Raw genomic sequence first — 18117 nt, 5'->3', positions numbered from 1 at the left:
GAGCCGCTGCTCAGCGATTCACCGTCGTGTCGGAAACCGCACGTTCGCCCTGCGAATCAGCGGTACACCGGGTAATCGGCGCACAGCCCTGCGGCCAGTCGGGCAACCTGTGCCTCGACATCGTCGTCTCCGAGGTGATCGAGGATGTCGCAGATCCAGCCCGCAAGCTCAGCACTCTGGTCTTCCTTGAAGCCCCTCGTGGTTATGGCTGGCGTACCGATGCGCAGCCCGGATGTAACGAAGGGCGACTGTGGGTCGTTGGGTACGGCGTTCTTGTTGACCGTGATGCCGGCGCGCCCGAGGGCAGCGTCAGCGTCCTTGCCGGTGATGCCTTGCTTGATCAGGCTGACCAGGAACAGGTGGTTGTCGGTGCCGCCCGATACCACGTCGAAGCCGCGCTGGATAAACACCTTCGCCATTGCCTGGGCGTTGTTGATCACTTGTTGCTGATAGGCCTTGAAGCCAGGTTCCAGTGCCTCCTTGAAGCACACCGCCTTGGCGGCGATGACGTGCATGAGCGGACCGCCCTGCGCGCCCGGAAACACCGCAGCGTTGAGCTTCTTTTCGATGTCAGCATTGGCGCGGGCGAGGATCAGGCCGCCACGGGGACCCCGAAGGGTTTTGTGCGTCGTGGTCGTGACCACGTCGGCGAAGGGAATCGGATTCGGATAGAGACCGGCAGCGACCAGACCCGCCACATGAGCCATGTCGACGAAGAGCAGCGCACCGACCTTGTCGGCTATGGCGCGAAACCGAGGGAAATCCAGCGTTTTCGAATAGGCGGAGAAACCGGCCACGATCATCTTCGGCTTGCACTCGACCGCCAAACGCTCGACCTCGTCGTAATCGATCAGGCCGGTATCGGTGTCGATGCCGTATTGCACAGCGTTGTACAGCTTGCCAGACGAGCTGACCTTGGCACCGTGGGTCAGGTGGCCGCCGTGGGCAAGGCTCATGCCGAGCAAGGTGTCACCGGGCTGCAGCAGGGCCAGGTAGACGGCACTGTTGGCCGACGAGCCCGAGTGCGGCTGCACGTTGGCATAGTCCGCGCCGAACAGCTCTTTGGCGCGGTCGATCGCCAATTGTTCTACTTTGTCGACATGCTCGCAGCCACCGTAGTAGCGCTTGCCCGGATAGCCTTCGGCGTACTTGTTGGTCAGCCCGCTGCCCTGAGCCTGCATGACCCGCTTGCTGGTGTAGTTTTCCGAGGCGATCAGTTCGATGTGGTGCTCCTGACGAGCCTCCTCGGCGTTCATTGCAGCCAGAAGTTCGTCGTCATAGCCCTGGATTTGGTCTTGCTTGCTGAACATCGCGGATCTCCTAAAGGCGCTGTGGCGCCATTCGCCTCGGTGAAGGCCGTGGTCTGTCTCTGGAAGCGATGGTAGGGCCGGGCCCTGCGGGGAAGATGCCTGCCTGCGTCTTGTGAGAGTTCGTTTGCGACATGGCCTCGTCGTTATCGAAATCCGAGTTGTCGCCCGGGATAACCCGCCTCGAAAGCGGGCAGAGGCGAGGCTGCCGCTACGTCAGAAGCGCTCATCAAGTAGAGATGAGCATGTCGATTCCGTCGGGTGCGAAGGCCTCTAGGCCGCCCATTCAAAGCGGATGTACGGTTGGCTGGGGAGGTGGGCCTGGTGCTGCGAGGTGAGCTGTTGCCTACCGCCTGTCAGCCAGGCGGTAGGCGTGCGCGACAGCTGTGAGCGCTTAAAAGCGTCCCGGAGCGAGACTCAGTAGTCGATGACCACGTCGCCTTTGGGCACGCTGCAGCAGGACAGGATGTAGCCTTCGGCAACGTCTTCATCGGTGATGCCGCCGTTGTGCTCCATGGTCACTTCGCCGGCTTTCTTCATCACTTTGCAGGTGCCGCAGATGCCCATGCCGCACGCTTTGGGAATATGCAGCCCAAGTTGTGCCGCTGCCGAGTGGACCGTGTCTCGCGGGCCCACGCGGATGCTTTTGCCCGTCGCGGTGAACTCCACCTGATTGAGCTCTTCGAGCGGTACGTCGGGCGCATCGGCGGCTCGCTCGGCGAGTTCCTTGACGTCGTTGCGCACATCGGCTGGCGTCGCACCAAAGGACTCCTCGTGGTAGCGCTGCATGTCGAAGCCGTTGACGGTGAGCAGCCGCTTGACTGCGTTCATGTAGGGGGTTGGCCCGCAGCAGAAGATTTCCCGCTCAAGGAAATCCGGCGCGATCAGCTCCAGCATGCGTTGGTCGAGGTAGCCGCGGTAACCAGCCCAGGCTTCGCCCATGCCATGCCGCTCGCAGATGATATGCAGGCTGAAGTTGTTTACCCGCGAGGCCATGTGTTCGAGCTCGCGGTGAAAAATCACGTCCTTTGGCGAGCGGGCGCTGTGGACGAACACCATGTCGACATTGGCATTGGTATCGAAGAACCAGCGTGCCATCGACATCACGGGCGTGATCCCGACCCCTCCGGAGAGAAACAAGGCTCTGTCGGTGGGGTAGTCGATGGCGTTGAACAGGCCGACCGGACCATGTACCGGCAGCTGGTCGCCCTCGGAAAGATTGTCGTGTAGCCAGTTGGATACTCTGCCGCCCGGGATGCGCTTGATCGTCAGCGAAAAGCTGTAGGGCACCGAGGGTGAACTGGCAATGGTGTAAGAGCGCATCACCTGCTGGCCATCGATCTCAAGCTCCAGGGTGACGAACTGGCCTGGCTTGAAAAAGAACATGATCGGCTGGTCGGACATGAAGCAAAAGGTGCGAACGTCCCATGTCTCCTGAATCACCTTTACGCAGCGCACCAGGTGGCGGCCGTTGGTCCATGTCTGGGTATTGACTGGATTGAGGAAGTTGCTGGACATGCTCACCTCGATTGCGCGCTGGCTACTACGGCCCGTTGCCCAGGCCCTTCTGCAGGGCTGCGATAGCACTATGCACAGCCCTCCTTGCGCAGAATTGTGCGCATCGTCATACCGGCCCACTTACCTATCCGCGACATCGGCATGCTTATCGCGACCAGCCCGCTCATATGCGCCTCGGCGCGTCGGAAACGGATGCGTGCCTGTCGCCCATGGATAAGGTTGGCCACCTTGGCCGCGACACACTCGATGCCAGTCGAGCAGAGAAGGCGATCTTGCCGGAGTTGCCTTCTTGTCGACGGCAGATGTCATCCGGCTCGCCGCCTTGCGTCGTACCCGAACAGCCACTTTTGTCGCCAGCCAGAGACGCCTGCAAGGCGCGGCCGGCTTGAGGAGCAACCGATGGATGCCACTTCCAACCTGAGCCTGGGCGATCCGCTCGAACCTGCGCGTAAGGCAACCGCCGAAATGCTGCAGACACGCGAGCCGACTTTTTCGCTTCCTCAACCATTCTATAGCGATGAACGATTGTTCCAGATCGACATGCAGGAGATCTTTCACAAGGAATGGTTGATCGCAGGCATGACCTGCGAAATCCCGGCGAAGGGCAATTTTCTCACGCTACAGATTGGCGATAACCCGATTCTGGTTGTCCGGGGTGCGGAGGGCGTGGTGCATGCGTTTCATAACGTATGCCGTCACCGGGGTTCCAGACTCTGCACGAGCGACAAGGGCAAGGTCGCCAAACTGGTATGCCCTTATCACCAGTGGACCTACGAGCTGGATGGTCGCCTGCTGTTCGCCGGCACTGAAATGGGTGCTGACTTCGATCTGGGTCAGTACGGCCTCAAGCCGGTGCAGTGCAAGACTGCCGGTGGCTACATCTTCATCTCGCTTGCCGAAAACCCGCCGGCGATTGATGATTTTCTCGCCACGCTGACGCACTACATGGAACCCTACGACATGGAGAACACCAAGGTGGCGGTGCAGGCCACCTTGATGGAAAAGGCCAACTGGAAGCTGGTGCTGGAAAATAACCGGGAGTGCTACCACTGCAACGGTTCGCACCCTGAGCTGCTGAACACGCTGCTGGAATGGGATGACGTGACCGACCCGCGTGCCACTCAGGCGTTCAAGGATCAGGTGGCCGAATGCACCAGCCGTTGGGACAAGGACAACATTCCGTACGCACATGCCAGCTTCGGCCTGCGTAACCGTATCGTGCGCATGCCGTTGCTCAAGGGCACCGTGTCGATGACCATGGATGGCAAACCGGGCAGCAAGAAACTCATGGGCCGCATCACCGATCCGGACCTCGGCTCGATGCGCATCCTGCATCTGCCGCACTCATGGAATCATTGCATGGGTGATCACATCATTGTCTTCACGGTCTGGCCGATCAGTGCTCAGGAAACCATGGTGACCACCAAGTGGCTGGTGCACAAGGATGCCGTGGAGGGCGTCGACTACGATGTGGCTCGTCTTCGTCAGGTCTGGGATGCCACGAACGACCAGGATCGTCGACTGGCGGAAGAGAATCAGCGAGGCATCAACTCCACGGCCTACCAGCCCGGGCCCTATTCGAAAACCTACGAGTTCGGGGTGGTTAACTTCGTTGATTGGTACAGCGAGCGCATGCTGAACAATCTCGGCGCGGCCCCGGCGCCCTATCTCCGGCAGGTCAATCAATGACCTGAGCCAGCGGCAGTGCACCCGTGAGACGCGGGCGATCTGCTCGAGGCGGTTGAACAGATTGTGGCGTGCCTCCATCCCCTTGGCGGATGCATACAAGAACGGAGCCTTTCGGCTCCGTTTCGTTGCTACTGGGCAAGCTTCTTGTATTTGACCCGGTGCGGTTGGGAAGCCGCATCGCCGAGGCGTTTCTTGCGGTCGGCTTCGTACTCGGTGTAGTTGCCTTCGAAGAAGATGATCTGCCCGTCATCCTCGTAAGAGAGAATGTGCGTAGCGACGCGGTCAAGGAACCAGCGATCGTGGGAAATCACGATGGCGGCGCCGGGGAAGTCCAGCAGCGCCTCCTCCAGCGAACGCAGGGTTTCCACGTCGAGGTCGTTGGATGGTTCGTCGAGCAGCAGCACGTTGGCGCCTTCTTTGAGTGTCAGGGCCAGGTGCAGACGGCCGCGCTCACCACCGGAGAGATCCTTGACGAACTTCTGCTGATCGCCGCCCTTGAAGTTGAAACGTCCCACATAGGTGCGCGACGGAACTTCGTAGTTGCCGATACGGATCATGTCGGAACCGCCGGAGACCGCTTCCCAGACCGTCTTGCCGCCGTCCAGGTCATCGCGACTCTGGTCGACACAGGCCACCTGCACGGTGTCACCGATTTCGATGCTGCCCGAGTCCGGCTGTTCCTTGCCCATGATCATGCGGAACAGCGTCGACTTGCCCGCGCCGTTACCGCCGATCACGCCAACAATGGCGCCCTTGGGCATGCTGAACGAGAGGTCCTCGATCAATACGCGGTCGCCGTAGCCCTTGGTCACGTTGTTGAAGTCGATGACCTTGTCACCAAGGCGTGGGCCGGCAGGGATGTAAATTTCATTGGTTTCGCTGCGCTTCTGGAATTCCTGCGACTGCAGTTCTTCGAAGCGTTGCAGACGTGCCTTGGACTTGGCCTGGCGGGCCTTGGCGCCCTTGCGCACCCACTCCAGCTCTTCTTTCATGGCCTTTTCATGGGCTGACTGCTGCTTGGATTCCTGCGCCAGACGCGCAGACTTGGCTTCCAGCCAGCCGGAGTAGTTGCCCTCGTACGGGATGCCCGCGCCGCGGTCGAGCTCCAGGATCCAGCCGGCCACGTTGTCTAGGAAGTAACGGTCGTGGGTAATCGCGACGACGGTGCCGGTGAAGTCGTGGAGAAAGTGTTCCAGCCAGGCCACAGAGTCGGCGTCCAGATGGTTGGTTGGTTCGTCGAGCAGCAGCATGTCCGGTGCCGAAAGCAGCAGACGGCACAGCGCTACACGGCGCTTTTCCCCACCGGACAGATGTTCGACCTTCGCCTCCCACGGCGGCAGACGCAGCGCGTCGGCGGCGACTTCCAGCTGGCGCTCGAGGTTGTGGCCATCGCTGGCCTGCAGGATCGCTTCAAGCTTGGCCTGCTCGGCGGCCAGCTTGTCAAAGTCGGCGTCGGGCTCGGCGTATGCTGCGTAAACCTCATCGAGGCGCGCCTGGGCATCCTTGATACTGCTGACAGCCTCTTCGACCACCTCGCGGACGGTCTTGGTTGGGTCCAGCTCCGGCTCCTGTGGCAAATAGCCCACATTCAAGTCGGGCATGGCGCGCGCTTCGCCGTCGAATTCCTTGTCGACCCCGGCCATGATCTTCAGCAGGGTGGATTTGCCCGAACCGTTGAGACCCAGCACACCGATCTTGGCGCCGGGAAAGAAGGACAGGGAAATGTTCTTGAGGATTTCACGCTTCGGCGGAACGACTTTGCCGAGCCGATGCATTGTGTAGACGTATTGAGCCATGGAGACGAATGCCCGTGACGAGGAAAAAGGAGGCGAATCCCGCCGCCGCGGGCGGGTCGAACCGAACTGGCAAAGCTACCGGATTGCTCCTGGCAGGGCAAACCGGGGCCGCATACTGGAATTGGGGTATTTGATGACTCTCGAGGCGTCAGCCGGGCCGTTCGCCCGATGGTCGGCTCGGCGAACCATCGCACGGTCGGCGCGAAGGGGATGGGATTCATGTTGCGCATGATCACGGCTCATACCCGAGCCTTGGCGGATGAGGTAGAATCCGCGCCTCTTTTTATTACCGCCAGCTGATTCCAGGGGACTGCCATGTTCAGCCGTGATTTGACTCTCGCCCGTTTCGACGCCGATCTTTTCGCTGCCATGGAGCAGGAAGCCAAACGTCAGGAAGACCACATCGAGCTGATCGCCTCGGAAAACTACACCAGCCCGGCGGTGATGGAAGCCCAGGGTTCGGTGCTTACCAACAAGTATGCCGAGGGCTATCCGGGCAAGCGCTACTACGGTGGTTGCGAGCACGTCGACGTGGTCGAGCAGCTGGCCATCGACCGCGCCAAGGAACTGTTCGGCGCCGACTATGCCAACGTCCAGCCGCATGCCGGCTCGCAAGCCAACGCTGCGGTCTACCTGGCCCTGCTCAATGCCGGTGATACCATCCTCGGCATGAGCCTGGCACACGGCGGTCATCTGACCCACGGCGCCAGCGTCTCCTCCTCTGGCAAGCTCTACAACGCCGTGCAGTACGGCATCAACGACCAGGGCCTGATTGACTACGACGAGGTTGAGCGCCTGGCCCTCGAGCACAAGCCGAAGATGGTTGTGGCCGGTTTCTCCGCCTACTCGCAAAAGCTGGATTTCGCCCGTTTCCGCGAAATCGCCGACAAGGTCGGTGCCTACCTGTTCGTCGACATGGCGCACGTAGCAGGTCTTGTAGCTGCCGGTGTCTACCCGAACCCGGTGCCGTTCGCTGACGTGGTGACCACCACCACCCATAAGACCCTGCGCGGTCCGCGCGGTGGCCTGATCCTGGCGCGCGCCAACGCCGAAATCGAGAAAAAGCTGAACTCTGCCGTCTTCCCTGGCGCCCAGGGTGGCCCGCTGGAGCACGTCATTGCGGCCAAGGCCGTTTGTTTCAAAGAAGCGCTGCAGCCTGAATTCAAGGCCTATCAGCAGCAGGTCGTGAAGAATGCCCAGGCCATGGCCGACGTGTTCATCCAGCGCGGTTTCGATGTGGTGTCCGGCGGCACTCAGAACCATCTGTTCCTGCTCAGCCTGATCAAGCAGGACATCACCGGTAAGGATGCCGATGCGGCGCTGGGCAACGCGCACATCACCGTGAACAAGAACAGCGTGCCGAACGATCCGCGTTCGCCTTTCGTGACCTCCGGTCTGCGCATCGGTACACCAGCAGTGACCACCCGTGGCTTCGGCGAAAGCGAGTGCCGCGACCTGGCCGGCTGGATTTGCGACATCCTCGATAACATGGGTGACGAGTCTGTCATCGAAGCCGTACGCGGCAAGGTCGAAGCGGTCTGCGTCAAGTTCCCGGTTTACGGTAAGTAAAGCGCTCCCAGCAGTCGCGAAAGCCCGGCCTTTGCCGGGCTTTTTCGTTTTTTACTGGGCGGATTCGCTCTCATGCTGCGTCAAGGCAAAGTGCTATCTGGTAGTGTGCTGCCCGGTCGTTCGGATTAACGTTCACGCATGGCTTCCACCTCAGGCCCGGAGGGGCTCGATGCAGCTCAAGCACAAGATAGCCGCGCTCAGTATCCTCCCGTTGCTATTGGCTGTGGCGGTGGTCTGCGCTTTGGTGCTGTTCCAGAATCAGCGGCTCGGGGAGCAGCAGGCCAAGCTCATCGAACGCAGCATTCTGGCGAGCAAGCAGGCCGAGCTGAAGAACTACGTCGAAATGGCGTTGAGCACGATCGCGCCGCTCTACGACAACGGCTTGGACGATGAACTGACCAAGCAGATGGTGCTGGCGGCTTTGGGGCGATTCAGCTTCGGCAGCGATGGCTACTTTTTCGTCTACGACCGCAGCGGACGCAACCTGATGCATCCCCGTCAGCGGGAGTTGGTCGGCAAGGATCTCTGGAACATGACCGACCCTAACGGCCTCAAGGTGATCCAGGCGCTCATACAGAGCGCCACGACAGGCAGCGGCTTCCAGCGCTACGCCTGGCAAAAACCCTCAACTGGACAGTTCGCCGAGAAACTGGCCTATGTGGTGATGCTTGAGCGTTGGGGCTGGATGCTGGGGACCGGCATTTATCTGGAGGATGTGGACCGGGCGATCCTGCAGACCCGCAAAGAAGTAGCCAGTGGCATCTACACGACCATGCTCGCGATCGCAGGCGTCGCGCTCGTTGCGGTGTTGCTGGTTTTCGCCAGCGGCCTGACGCTCAACGTCAGCGAACGTCGACTGGCCGACCGCAAGCTGCAATTGCTGACTCAGCGCATCGTCAGCCTGCAGGAAGAAGAGCGTTCCCGCGTATCGCGAGAGTTACACGACGGTATCAGCCAGTTGCTGGTGTCGATCAAGTTCCAGTTCGAGCTGGCCAGCCATGAGCTCGCCAGCGGCAACCCCAAAGCGCAGGATACCCTGGACCGTGGTACCGAGCGGCTTGCCGGCGCGATTGGTGAGGTACGGCGTATTTCCCATGACCTGCATCCGTCGCTGCTGGATACCCTGGGGCTGCCAGCGGCAATTGGCCAGCTTGTGGCCGAGTTCGAACAGCGCAGTGGTTTGAAGATGCTATACACCAACGCGCTTGGCGACAGCGACCCCGACGACGCGGTGGCTGTCGCGCTGTTTCGCGTGTTGCAGGAAGCCCTGACTAATATCGAACGCCATGCTGCGGCGCAATTGGTGCACATCAGCCTGGACGGTGACGACAGGTCGGTGCGCCTGCGCGTCAGAGACGATGGGGTCGGCTTCAACCCACGCCATGTCGACAAGATCAAGGGTGGCGGCATCGGCTTGCGTAATATCCGCGAACGGGTGGAACACTTCGGCGGACGTTTCACGCTGTTATCCGAGGCGGGTGGTACCGAGTTGGATGTCACCCTGCCGGCGCGTACCGGTTGAATTTTCAGTTTTCGAATAATAAGAGGCTCGCTCGATGAACCCGCAACGTTGCATCAAGGTGGCGCTGATCGATGACCATGCTCTGGTTCGGGACGGCGTCCGCGCCTTGCTGATGGCCGTGCCCGAACTGGACGTGGTGGGCGAAGCCGGCAGCGGCGCCGAGGCGCTTGAATTGCTCAGTCGCGTCACGGCAGATGTGGTGTTGATGGACATCGGTCTGAAAGACGTGAATGGTCTCGAACTGACGCAATCGCTGCGCCAGCAGTTTCCCCAGCAGCGCGTGCTGATCTTGAGCATGTACGACAATCAGGAGTACGTGAACACCTCGGTAAAGGTTGGCGCCAGCGGCTATGTACTGAAAGACGCACCGTCGCGCGAAATCATCGTTGCGATTGAAGCCATCGCCGCTGGCGGTACTTACTACAGCGAGGGCATCGCCGAGAAACTGGCCAGCCGGGGCGCCGAGGAGCGCGAACTCACACCGCGCGAGCGCGAGGTGCTGCTGATGCTTGCACAGGGTCACAACAACAAGACCATGGCGCGCGCGCTGCAGATCAGTGTGCGAACGGTGGAAACCCATCGACTGAGTATCCGCCGAAAACTGGATATCGACCGGCCGGCGGATCTGATGAAACATGCAATGGTGCATGGCTGGCTGCCGGGCCAGCATTAGTCAGGTCCGGTTCACACCCCAAATGCAGCTAGAAGCAGGCGGTGTTACGCGACGGCTTCTGTAGGATAGGCCCATCCAACACACCGGGACGCGCCATGAACCACGCCTCCGCCAGAGCTGTTCCGCCTCCGCCCCTGATCTATCTTGTATTCATTGGCTGTGCGTGGGGACTCGCGAGGTGGGTGCCGCTCGACCTGCCAGCACTCGAACTGACGGTCTATGCCGGCTGGGCGTCGATAACGGTGGGCATCGCATTGATGCTCTGGTCGGCAGTGGAAATGTTCCGCCATCGCACCACCATCAACCCCTATGGCAAGCCGAGCAGCCTGCTGCAGAGCGGACCGTTCCGTTTCTCGCGCAACCCGATCTACCTGGGTGACACCCTCATCTACTGCGGTATCGGCTTGCTGCTACACAGCGTCTGGCCGTGGCTGCTGCTGCCCTTGCTGGTCGCTTGTATGCAGCGCACCGTCATCGTTCATGAAGAGCGCCTGCTGCTGCGTTTGTTTGGCGATGATTACCGTATCTATCGTCGGCGCGTGCGACGCTGGTTTTAGCGGTCAGTGGTAGGCGTCGCCTATAGTTACGGAAGACGTTTTTTGTGGAGAAGATACGATGAGTGAGTCAAACAGTGACCGTCGGCGCTTTCAGCGCTTTGAGTTCGATGCCGAAACGGAGCTGACGCAGGGCCAGCGACGCTGGCCGGTCCAGTTGCACGATCTCTCGCTTAAGGGCCTGCTGGTGCACCTGCCGCCTGAATGGGACGCGGATCCCGCTCAGCCGTTCGAAGCTCGTATCCGGCTTTCCGATGACGCCGAGGTGCGCATGGAAGTCGAAATGACTCATGGCGAAGGCGAGCTGGTCGGTATGGTCTGTCTGCATATCGATGTCGAGTCGATCAGTCATCTCCGGCGACTGGTCGAGCTCAACCTCGGCGACGAAGCGCTGCTTGAGCGTGAGCTGGCAGCGCTTGGCGAACCCCGGTAAGGCGGTGGTTACTCGAACAGGGCGTCCAGCGCCTGTTCAAGCCGCGTTACGGCAATCACTTGCAGGCCCGTCGGGGCCTCCTTCGGCGCGTTGGCCTTCGGTACGATGGCGCGCTTGAAGCCATGCTTGGCGGCTTCCTTTAGTCGCTCCTGGCCGCTCGGCACCGGGCGGATCTCTCCGGAAAGACCAACCTCCCCAAACACAAGAAGGTCGGTATCCAGCGGGCGATTGCGCAGGCTGGATATTACCGCGGCCATCAACGCCAGGTCTGATGCCGTCTCCAACACTTTCACGCCGCCAACCACGTTGATAAACACGTCCTGGTCATAGGTCGGTATACCTCCGTGTCGATGCAGGACGGCCAGCAGCATGGCCAGACGGTTCTGGTCGAGACCCAGGGTGACACGGCGGGGATTGGCCATGTGACTGGTGTCGACCAATGCCTGAACCTCGACCAGCATCGGCCGGGTGCCTTCCCAGGTCGCCATCACGACACTGCCCGGTACAGCCTCCTGGGCGCGGGTCAGGAAGATCGCGGAAGGATTGGTGACTTCCTTGAGCCCTTTGTCGGTCATGCCGAACACGCCCAGTTCGTTGATCGCGCCGAAGCGGTTTTTCACCGCCCTGAGCAGGCGCAGACGACCATCCGCCTCGCCCTCGAAATAGAGCACGGTATCGACCATGTGCTCGAGTACCCGCGGGCCAGCCAGCGCGCCTTCCTTGGTCACGTGACCGACCAGAAAGATCGCCGTCCCGCTCTGCTTGGCAAAGCGCACCAGCAGTGCGGCGCTTTCACGAACCTGAGCGACGCCACCGGGTGCCGACTGTAATTGTTCGGTGAAAATGGTCTGGATCGAGTCGATCACCATCACCTTCGGCTTTTCTAAACGAGCGGTTGCGATGATGGTTTCGATGCAGGTTTCGGTCATGACCTTGAGCCGGTCCTGCGGCAGGTCCAGGCGTCGTGCGCGCATGGCCACCTGCTGCTGGGATTCTTCGCCGGTGACATAGAGCGCAGGAAACTGGCGCGCTACGTTGCACAGGGTCTGCAAGAGGATGGTCGACTTGCCGATTCCCGGATCGCCTCCGATAAGTACCACCGAACCATCCACCAGACCGCCGCCGAGTACCCGATCCAGCTCGCCGGACGCGGTGGAGAAGCGCGGTACTTCCTCGACACTGACCTCCGCCAACGTCTTGATATTGGCCTGGTCCCCGGCCCAGCCCGCCCGCCCGGACGGCGGCGCAGCACCATCGATAATGGTCTCGACCAGCGTGTTCCAGGCGCCGCAGTCACCGCACTGGCCGGCCCATTTGGGAAAGGTCGAGCCGCATTCGGTGCAGCCATACATGCGCTTGGCCTTGGCCATGAGAACTCCGCGTTGGATGAGTGGAGTCGCATGATAGCGACTGACTTGATCGGCATCAGCCACACGCGCCACATAACCCTCCAGACTGTAAACAAACCGAACAGGAGTAACACCGTGCGCTACATATTGTTTCTGCACCTGTTGGGTGCCAGCGTCTGGGTTGGTGGCCATCTGGTGTTGCTGTTCAGCGTGCTGCCTGGAGCGCTGCGGCGTCGTGACGTTCAGCCAGTGCGCGCTTTTGAAGGTCTTTATGAGCGGGTCGGGATCCCGGCCTTGCTGTTGCAGATCGTCACTGGCATATGGCTTGCCGGGCGGTGGTTGCCGCATTCGCAGTGGTTTAGCGGCTCGCCCACCGCTCATCTGGTCCAGGCCAAGCTGATGCTGCTGGTGTTCACCGCTGCGCTGGGCATCCATGCAAGGCTGGCGATCATCCCGAAACTCAATGCGCAGCGATTGCCGCAGCTGGGCGTGCACATTGTTCTGATCACACTGACCGCAGTAGCTTTCGTTTGGGTCGGTTCGGGCTTCAGATTCGGTGGGCTGTTCTGAACGCGACGGCGGAGCCGCCTTGCAGGATTCGTGACGATTTACGGCTGGGCTCGTGACGAAGCGCTGGGACGTTCGGCGGGATTATTGTTCCGGAACGGCTTCGGTGAGGGGGCCCGAGAAGGGGGCTATCCGCGCCCGTCGCGTCAGCTAGTCTGACGAACCAGGGCGGGGACAGTCTGCGCCGAACGGCTCAGCCGCAGCAGCGACCGCAACAGCTGCCGCTGGCGCGTTTGAGGGCGCGGGCGATGTCATCTTTCAGCGACACCCGCTCGAGTTTCAGTGCGCTGAGCGCTTCTTCATCGAGAAGCTCGACACCGTCCTCGACTCGACAAATCTGTTTATCCAGCGCTTCGTAAGTGTCCGCTTTGCGGGCAAACGCCGGATCCTGCAGACGAAGTTGATGAAGCTGTTCGAGCTTTTCCGGGAAATCCTTGGCCAGTGGATGAACTTCAACGTGCATGGTGCCGCTCCGGGTGAACGAGAAAGGTCGTACCTTAGCGTTGCCGTTCGGGTTTCCTTTTGACGGCGATCAATCCAGCTTCATCACGATTTGCCGCCCGTCGTACGAGCTCTGTGGTTCGCTAGTTGAACCCAACCTATGCTGCTGGTGGTCGAAGCGGCACGGTGGTCGCTTCGACCGCGCTCCCTTCGACGACTAAGAGGAACATACAAGATGGGCATGCTCAGCGAGTTCAAGGCATTTGCCGTCCGAGGCAACGTGATCGACATGGCGGTCGGCATCATCATCGGCGCGGCGTTCACGAAAATCGTCTCGTCTTTCGTCGCTGACGTCGTGACTCCGCCCCTGGGTATGTTGATTGGCGGCGTGGACTTCTCGGACCTGGCCATCGTACTCAAGCAGGCAGTCGGTGATACGCCTGCAGTCACCCTGAGTTATGGCCGCTTCATCCAGACGGTGTTTGACTTCACCATCGTAGCGTTTGCGATTTTCCTGGCGGTAAAGGCGATCAACCATCTCAAGCGCAAAGAAGCCGAGGCGCCATCGGCCCCGCCAGCGCCAAGCAAGGAAGAGCAGCTGTTGACCGAAATTCGGGACGCCTTGCGCGAGCGGAATCGCCCTTGATCCGAAACGAATCCAGCTCCCGACAGACGCGTCGGGAGCTGTGGTTCGTCTACTCCGGCTTTGGCGTGTCGGCTGAGCTGGCGGGCAGGACGGGGTAGGCGACGCGAGGTTGTTCCCCTGTCAGGCTGCGCAGGAATGCAGCGATAGCGCTGACCTCGTTTTCCTTGAGCGTACGGCCTAGCTGACTGTCACCCATTATCGCCACGGCCTGCTCCAACTCCCAGACCTCACCGCTGTGAAAGTAGGGTGGGGTCAGCGCTACGTTGCGCAGAGGTGCGGCGCGGAAGACGTACTCGTCGGTTGCGGTATTGGTCACGGTGAAGCGGCCCTTGTCCCCAGCGGGCAGAATTTCGGCCCCGGGTTTTTTGATCACGCCAAAAGGGAAGTAACCCTGGCCGCCGACGTTGACGCCGTTGTGACAGGCGCTGCAGCCGCTATCCATGAACAAGGCCAGGCCTTCTTTCTGCTTGGCGTCGAGCGCCTTGTCGTCGCCCTCGAGGTACCGGTCGAAGGGCGCGTTCGGCGTAATCAGGCTGACCTCGAACGCCTCCAGGGCATACGCCATGTTGTCGAAGCTGACCGGGTCTTTGTCGTTCGGGAACGCTTTTCTGAACTCACTGGCGTATTCCGGAATGCTCTTCAACGTCGCGACGACGCGATCTGGCGTGTTGTTCATCTCGACCCCGGCCTGAACGGGTCCCTTGGCCTGGGCCTGGAGGTCTTCTGCACGGCCGTCCCAGAACTGCGCGGCATTGAATACGGCATTGAGGACCGTAGGCGAGTTGCGTGGCCCTTTTTGCCAACCGTGGCCGATCGAGGTGGTGACATTGTCGCCACCGCCGAGGCTGAGGTTGTGGCAGGTGTTGCAGCTGATTACATGGCTGCGTGACAGCCGCGGGTCAAACCAAAGTTTGTGTCCGAGTGCCGCCTGGTCGGGACTCACGGCGGTTCCGCGAAGCTCCTTCACTTTTGCCGGGATCGGCTTGAAAATCGCATTGGCGCGTTCGCGCAGCTCGTCGGCGTGGGCCATGTTCGAGATCAGCATCAGTCCGCTGAACAGGACGGGGATAGTGCGGCGCATCACGGAGTCCTCTTTTATGTTGGCTGCTCTATGAGGCGCTAGTTGCCAGCGAGGCAAGTTGACGTGAATCAAGGGGGGCGGCGTTCATTGTCGGCTTGACTGTCGCAGGGCTGTGGCTCGCCACCAGAATGCCTGCGCGCCGAAACGAGCCTTCGTCACCAGGCGTACCTGAAAGCTGCGCCAAGGGAAACGGATCCACTGAAACGGACAACGGCACCCACTCCAGGTAGGCGCGTGGGCTTGCCAGATGCCGGCTTGTCTCTGTTGGCAAACCTTCGCGCCGCGTCTCGCTGGACCTTGCAGGCAGCCTGACGCATCGCCAGAATGGAAGTATCAATCGTGGCCACAAGGCCACTCCTGCAAGGATTTCCAATGCCCGAAACTGTCGCTGCCGGCCTGCGCCTGGCGCCTGATGCGCTGACCCGACCCTTCGAACCCAGCCAGTTCGCCTTCAAGACCACCGATGAACTCGAGCCTTTCCTTGGCGTACTCGGACAGGAGCGGGCTGTCGAGGCACTGCAGTTCGGCGTGGCGATGCCGCGCCCTGGCTATAACGTCTTCGTAATGGGCGAGCCGGGGACCGGGCGGTTCTCGTTCGTGCGCCGCTACCTCAAAGCCGAGGGCAAGCGACTGGATACACCCTCGGACTGGCTCTATGTAAACAACTTCGACGAGCCACGCGAGCCGCGCGTCGTCGAACTGCCGCATGGTGGTGCGGGCGAGTTCATCGCCGATATCGGTCAGCTGATCGACAACCTGATGGCGACCTTCCCTGCGGTGTTCGAGCACCCGAGCTTCCAGCAGAAGAAGAGCGCCATTGATCGCGCCTTCAATCAGCGGTACGACAAGGCCTTGGATGTCATCGAAAAACTGGCATTAGAGAAAGAGATCGCCCTCTATCGAGACAGTACCAATATCGCCTTCACCCCGATGAAGGACGGCAAGTCGATGGACGAGGCGGAATTCGCCCAGCTGCCGGAAGAGGAGCGCGAGCGTTACCACGAAGACATTTCCGCGCTGGAAGTTCACCTTAATGAAGGGCTGGCCAGCCTGCCGCAGTGGAAGCGCGAATCGAGCAATCAGCTCCGGCAGCTCAATGACGAGACCATCAGCCAGGCGCTGCAACCCTTGCTGGCACCGCTGTCGGAGAAATACGCGGAGAACGCAGGTATCGAGGCCTACCTGCAAGCTGTGCAGGTCAATCTGCTGAAAACGGTAGTGGAGCAGCTGGTTGACGAAAACCGTCCCGATGCCCAGACCCGCCAACTGCTTGAAGAGCAGTACAGCCCAAGCCTGGTCGTTGGTCATCCGCTCGACGGCGGCGCGCCGGTCGTGTTCGAGCCGCACCCGACCTACGACAACCTGTTTGGCCGAATCGAATACAGCACCGATCAGGGCGCGCTTTACACCAGCTACCGTCAGTTACGTCCAGGTGCACTGCATCGTGCCAATGGCGGCTTCCTGATGCTAGAAGCGGAAAAGATGCTCAGTGAACCCTTCGTCTGGGAAGCCCTGAAGCGTGCCTTGCAGTCGCGCAGATTGAAGATGGAGTCGCCATTGGCCGAGCTGGGCCGACTGGCCACGGTGACGCTGAATCCGGAAGTCATCCCGCTCAACGTCAAGGTGGTGATCATCGGATCACGCCAACTCTATTACACCCTGCAAGACCTCGATCCGGACTTCCAGGAAATGTTTCGCGTACTGGTGGATTTCGATGAGGAAATCCCGCTGGCCGAGGACAGCCTCGAGCAGTTCGCACAGTTGATGAAAACGCGCACCTCCGAAGAGGGCATGGCACCGTTGACTGCCGCAGCGGTAGCGCGTCTGGCGACATACAGTGCCAGGCTGGCCGAGCACCAGGGGCGCTTGTCCGCACGGATTGGCGATCTGTTTCAACTGGTCAGCGAGGCCGATTTCATCCGTCAGCTCGCCAAGGATGAGGTAACCGATGTCGGCCACATCGAGCGAGCCCTGAAGGCCAAGGCCACTCGTACCGGGCGCGTCTCGGCGCGCATCCTCGAGGATATTCTGGCGGGTGTGATCTTGATCGACAGTGAGGGGGCGGCCATTGGCAAGTGCAACGGCCTGACTGTCCTTGAAGTGGGCGATTCGGCATTCGGCATGCCGGCACGCATTTCCGCGACGGTCTACCCAGGCGGGTCGGGAATCGTCGATATCGAGCGCGAGGTCAACCTCGGCCAGCCGATTCACTCCAAGGGCGTGATGATCCTTACGGGCTTTCTGGGCAGCCGCTATGCCCAGGAATTCCCGCTTGAGATCTCCGCCAGCATCGCCCTGGAACAGTCCTATGGCTATGTCGACGGAGACAGTGCTTCGCTGGGTGAGTGCTGTGCACTGATTTCAGCTATCTCGCGGACGCCGCTCAAGCAGTGTTTCGCGATAACCGGCTCGATCAACCAGTTCGGCGAAGTACAGGCCGTTGGTGGCGTGAACGAGAAGATCGAAGGCTTCTTCCGGCTGTGCGAGGCGCGCGGACTGACAGGCGAGCAGGGTGCGATCATCCCGTTTGCCAACGTGACGACGCTAATGCTCGACGAGCGTGTGCTGGAAGCTGTGCGTCAGGAGCGCTTCCATGTCTATGCGGTGCGTCATGTCGATGAGGCGCTGTCGCTGTTGGTGGGAGAGCCGGTAGGCGCGGCGGACCAAGATGGCCAATTTCCTAAGGGCAGCGTCAATGCACGGGTGGTCGAACGCTTGCGTGACATCGCTGAAATCGATCTGGAGGAAGACAATCGAAGCGATGCAGCCTCGCCTGAGGAGGTCGCGGCTGCAGCTCAGGTAAAGGGAGCGGAGCAGGGATAATCCGCTCGCCTGAACACTAACCGGACGGAACGATACGGCGCTCGGTGGGTCTGCAATGGAAGAGAGTTTTTCACTCTCTATCCACATAGTTATCCACAGTAGCTGTGGCTAACGGGCCTGCTTCCCATTCATCAGAATGAGGCGCAGCA

At 60.6% G+C, this 18117-nt stretch carries 15 protein-coding genes; 9 read left to right on the top strand and 6 right to left on the bottom strand.

Annotation, left to right across the window (positions count from 1 at the left end; translation table 11 throughout):
• Positions 1 to 56: 56 nt before the first annotated feature.
• Positions 57 to 1310 (bottom strand): serine hydroxymethyltransferase, encoded by a 1254-nt coding sequence (gene glyA, locus JQR87_RS16455; protein ID WP_407295052.1) that lies wholly within the window; start codon positions 1308 to 1310, stop codon positions 57 to 59.
• Between the two features lie 414 nt (positions 1311 to 1724).
• Positions 1725 to 2825, bottom strand: a complete 1101-nt coding sequence (gene gbcB, locus JQR87_RS16450) for a glycine-betaine demethylase subunit GbcB (protein WP_407295053.1) — start codon at positions 2823 to 2825, stop codon at positions 1725 to 1727.
• A 399-nt stretch (positions 2826 to 3224) separates the two neighbouring features.
• Here gbcB and gbcA point away from each other — a divergent pair, with 399 nt between their 5' ends.
• On the top strand, positions 3225 to 4514 hold the full coding sequence (gene gbcA / locus JQR87_RS16445; protein WP_407295055.1) for a glycine-betaine demethylase subunit GbcA: 1290 nt from the start codon (positions 3225 to 3227) through the stop codon (positions 4512 to 4514).
• A gap of 128 nt (positions 4515 to 4642) precedes the next feature.
• Here the strand turns inward: gbcA and ettA are convergent, their stop codons facing one another.
• On the bottom strand, positions 4643 to 6310 hold the full coding sequence (ettA, locus tag JQR87_RS16440) for an energy-dependent translational throttle protein EttA (protein WP_407295058.1): 1668 nt from the start codon (positions 6308 to 6310) through the stop codon (positions 4643 to 4645).
• 315 nt (positions 6311 to 6625) lie between these two features.
• On the opposite strand from ettA, the gene glyA (JQR87_RS16435) reads away from it, so the two are divergent.
• The 5 genes from glyA (JQR87_RS16435) to JQR87_RS16415 all read left to right on the top strand — a co-directional run bounded on the left by glyA (JQR87_RS16435) (position 6626) and on the right by JQR87_RS16415 (position 11061).
• Positions 6626 to 7879 carry a serine hydroxymethyltransferase gene (gene glyA / locus JQR87_RS16435; protein WP_407295061.1) on the top strand — a complete coding sequence of 418 codons (1254 nt, stop codon included), beginning with the start codon at positions 6626 to 6628 and terminating at the stop codon, positions 7877 to 7879.
• A 169-nt stretch (positions 7880 to 8048) separates the two neighbouring features.
• On the top strand, positions 8049 to 9401 hold the full coding sequence (locus JQR87_RS16430) for a cache domain-containing protein (RefSeq protein WP_407295062.1): 1353 nt from the start codon (positions 8049 to 8051) through the stop codon (positions 9399 to 9401).
• Positions 9402 to 9435: 34 nt separating this feature from the next.
• Entirely contained in the window at positions 9436 to 10074 is a 639-nt protein-coding gene (locus JQR87_RS16425; RefSeq protein ID WP_407295065.1) for a response regulator, read from the top strand.
• Between the two features lie 95 nt (positions 10075 to 10169).
• A complete protein-coding gene (locus JQR87_RS16420; protein ID WP_407295067.1) occupies positions 10170 to 10631 on the top strand; it encodes a methyltransferase family protein in 462 nt (153 codons plus the stop codon).
• Between the two features lie 58 nt (positions 10632 to 10689).
• The gene (locus JQR87_RS16415; protein WP_407295069.1) at positions 10690 to 11061 is read left to right on the top strand and encodes a PilZ domain-containing protein; all 372 of its coding nucleotides are present in this window, start codon (positions 10690 to 10692) and stop codon (positions 11059 to 11061) included.
• Positions 11062 to 11069: 8 nt separating this feature from the next.
• Here JQR87_RS16415 and radA read toward each other — a convergent pair whose 3' ends face one another.
• Positions 11070 to 12431, bottom strand: a complete 1362-nt coding sequence (gene radA / locus JQR87_RS16410) for a DNA repair protein RadA (protein ID WP_407295071.1) — start codon at positions 12429 to 12431, stop codon at positions 11070 to 11072.
• A gap of 114 nt (positions 12432 to 12545) precedes the next feature.
• Here radA and JQR87_RS16405 point away from each other — a divergent pair, with 114 nt between their 5' ends.
• Positions 12546 to 12980, top strand: coding sequence for a CopD family protein (locus JQR87_RS16405; protein ID WP_407295073.1), 435 nt, complete (start codon positions 12546 to 12548; stop codon positions 12978 to 12980).
• Positions 12981 to 13170: 190 nt separating this feature from the next.
• On the opposite strand, the gene JQR87_RS16400 is transcribed toward JQR87_RS16405, so the two are convergent.
• A complete protein-coding gene (locus JQR87_RS16400) occupies positions 13171 to 13440 on the bottom strand; it encodes a YdcH family protein (protein WP_407295075.1) in 270 nt (89 codons plus the stop codon).
• A 213-nt stretch (positions 13441 to 13653) separates the two neighbouring features.
• On the opposite strand from JQR87_RS16400, the gene mscL reads away from it, so the two are divergent.
• The gene (gene mscL, locus JQR87_RS16395) at positions 13654 to 14064 is read left to right on the top strand and encodes a large-conductance mechanosensitive channel protein MscL (protein ID WP_407295078.1); all 411 of its coding nucleotides are present in this window, start codon (positions 13654 to 13656) and stop codon (positions 14062 to 14064) included.
• Between the two features lie 49 nt (positions 14065 to 14113).
• Here mscL and JQR87_RS16390 read toward each other — a convergent pair whose 3' ends face one another.
• The gene (locus JQR87_RS16390) at positions 14114 to 15145 is read right to left on the bottom strand and encodes a cytochrome-c peroxidase (RefSeq protein ID WP_407295080.1); all 1032 of its coding nucleotides are present in this window, start codon (positions 15143 to 15145) and stop codon (positions 14114 to 14116) included.
• A gap of 372 nt (positions 15146 to 15517) precedes the next feature.
• Between JQR87_RS16390 and JQR87_RS16385 the strand changes: the two genes are divergently transcribed.
• The gene (locus tag JQR87_RS16385) at positions 15518 to 17968 is read left to right on the top strand and encodes a Lon protease family protein (protein ID WP_407295082.1); all 2451 of its coding nucleotides are present in this window, start codon (positions 15518 to 15520) and stop codon (positions 17966 to 17968) included.
• The last annotated feature ends 149 nt before the right edge of the window (positions 17969 to 18117 follow it).

The sequence above is a fragment of the Stutzerimonas stutzeri genome, assembly GCF_051028275.1.
Lineage (GTDB): Bacteria > Pseudomonadota > Gammaproteobacteria > Pseudomonadales > Pseudomonadaceae > Stutzerimonas > Stutzerimonas stutzeri_AS.
The sequence above is the reverse complement of the archived record's forward strand: the minus strand, read 5'-3'. Positions and strand labels throughout refer to the sequence as shown.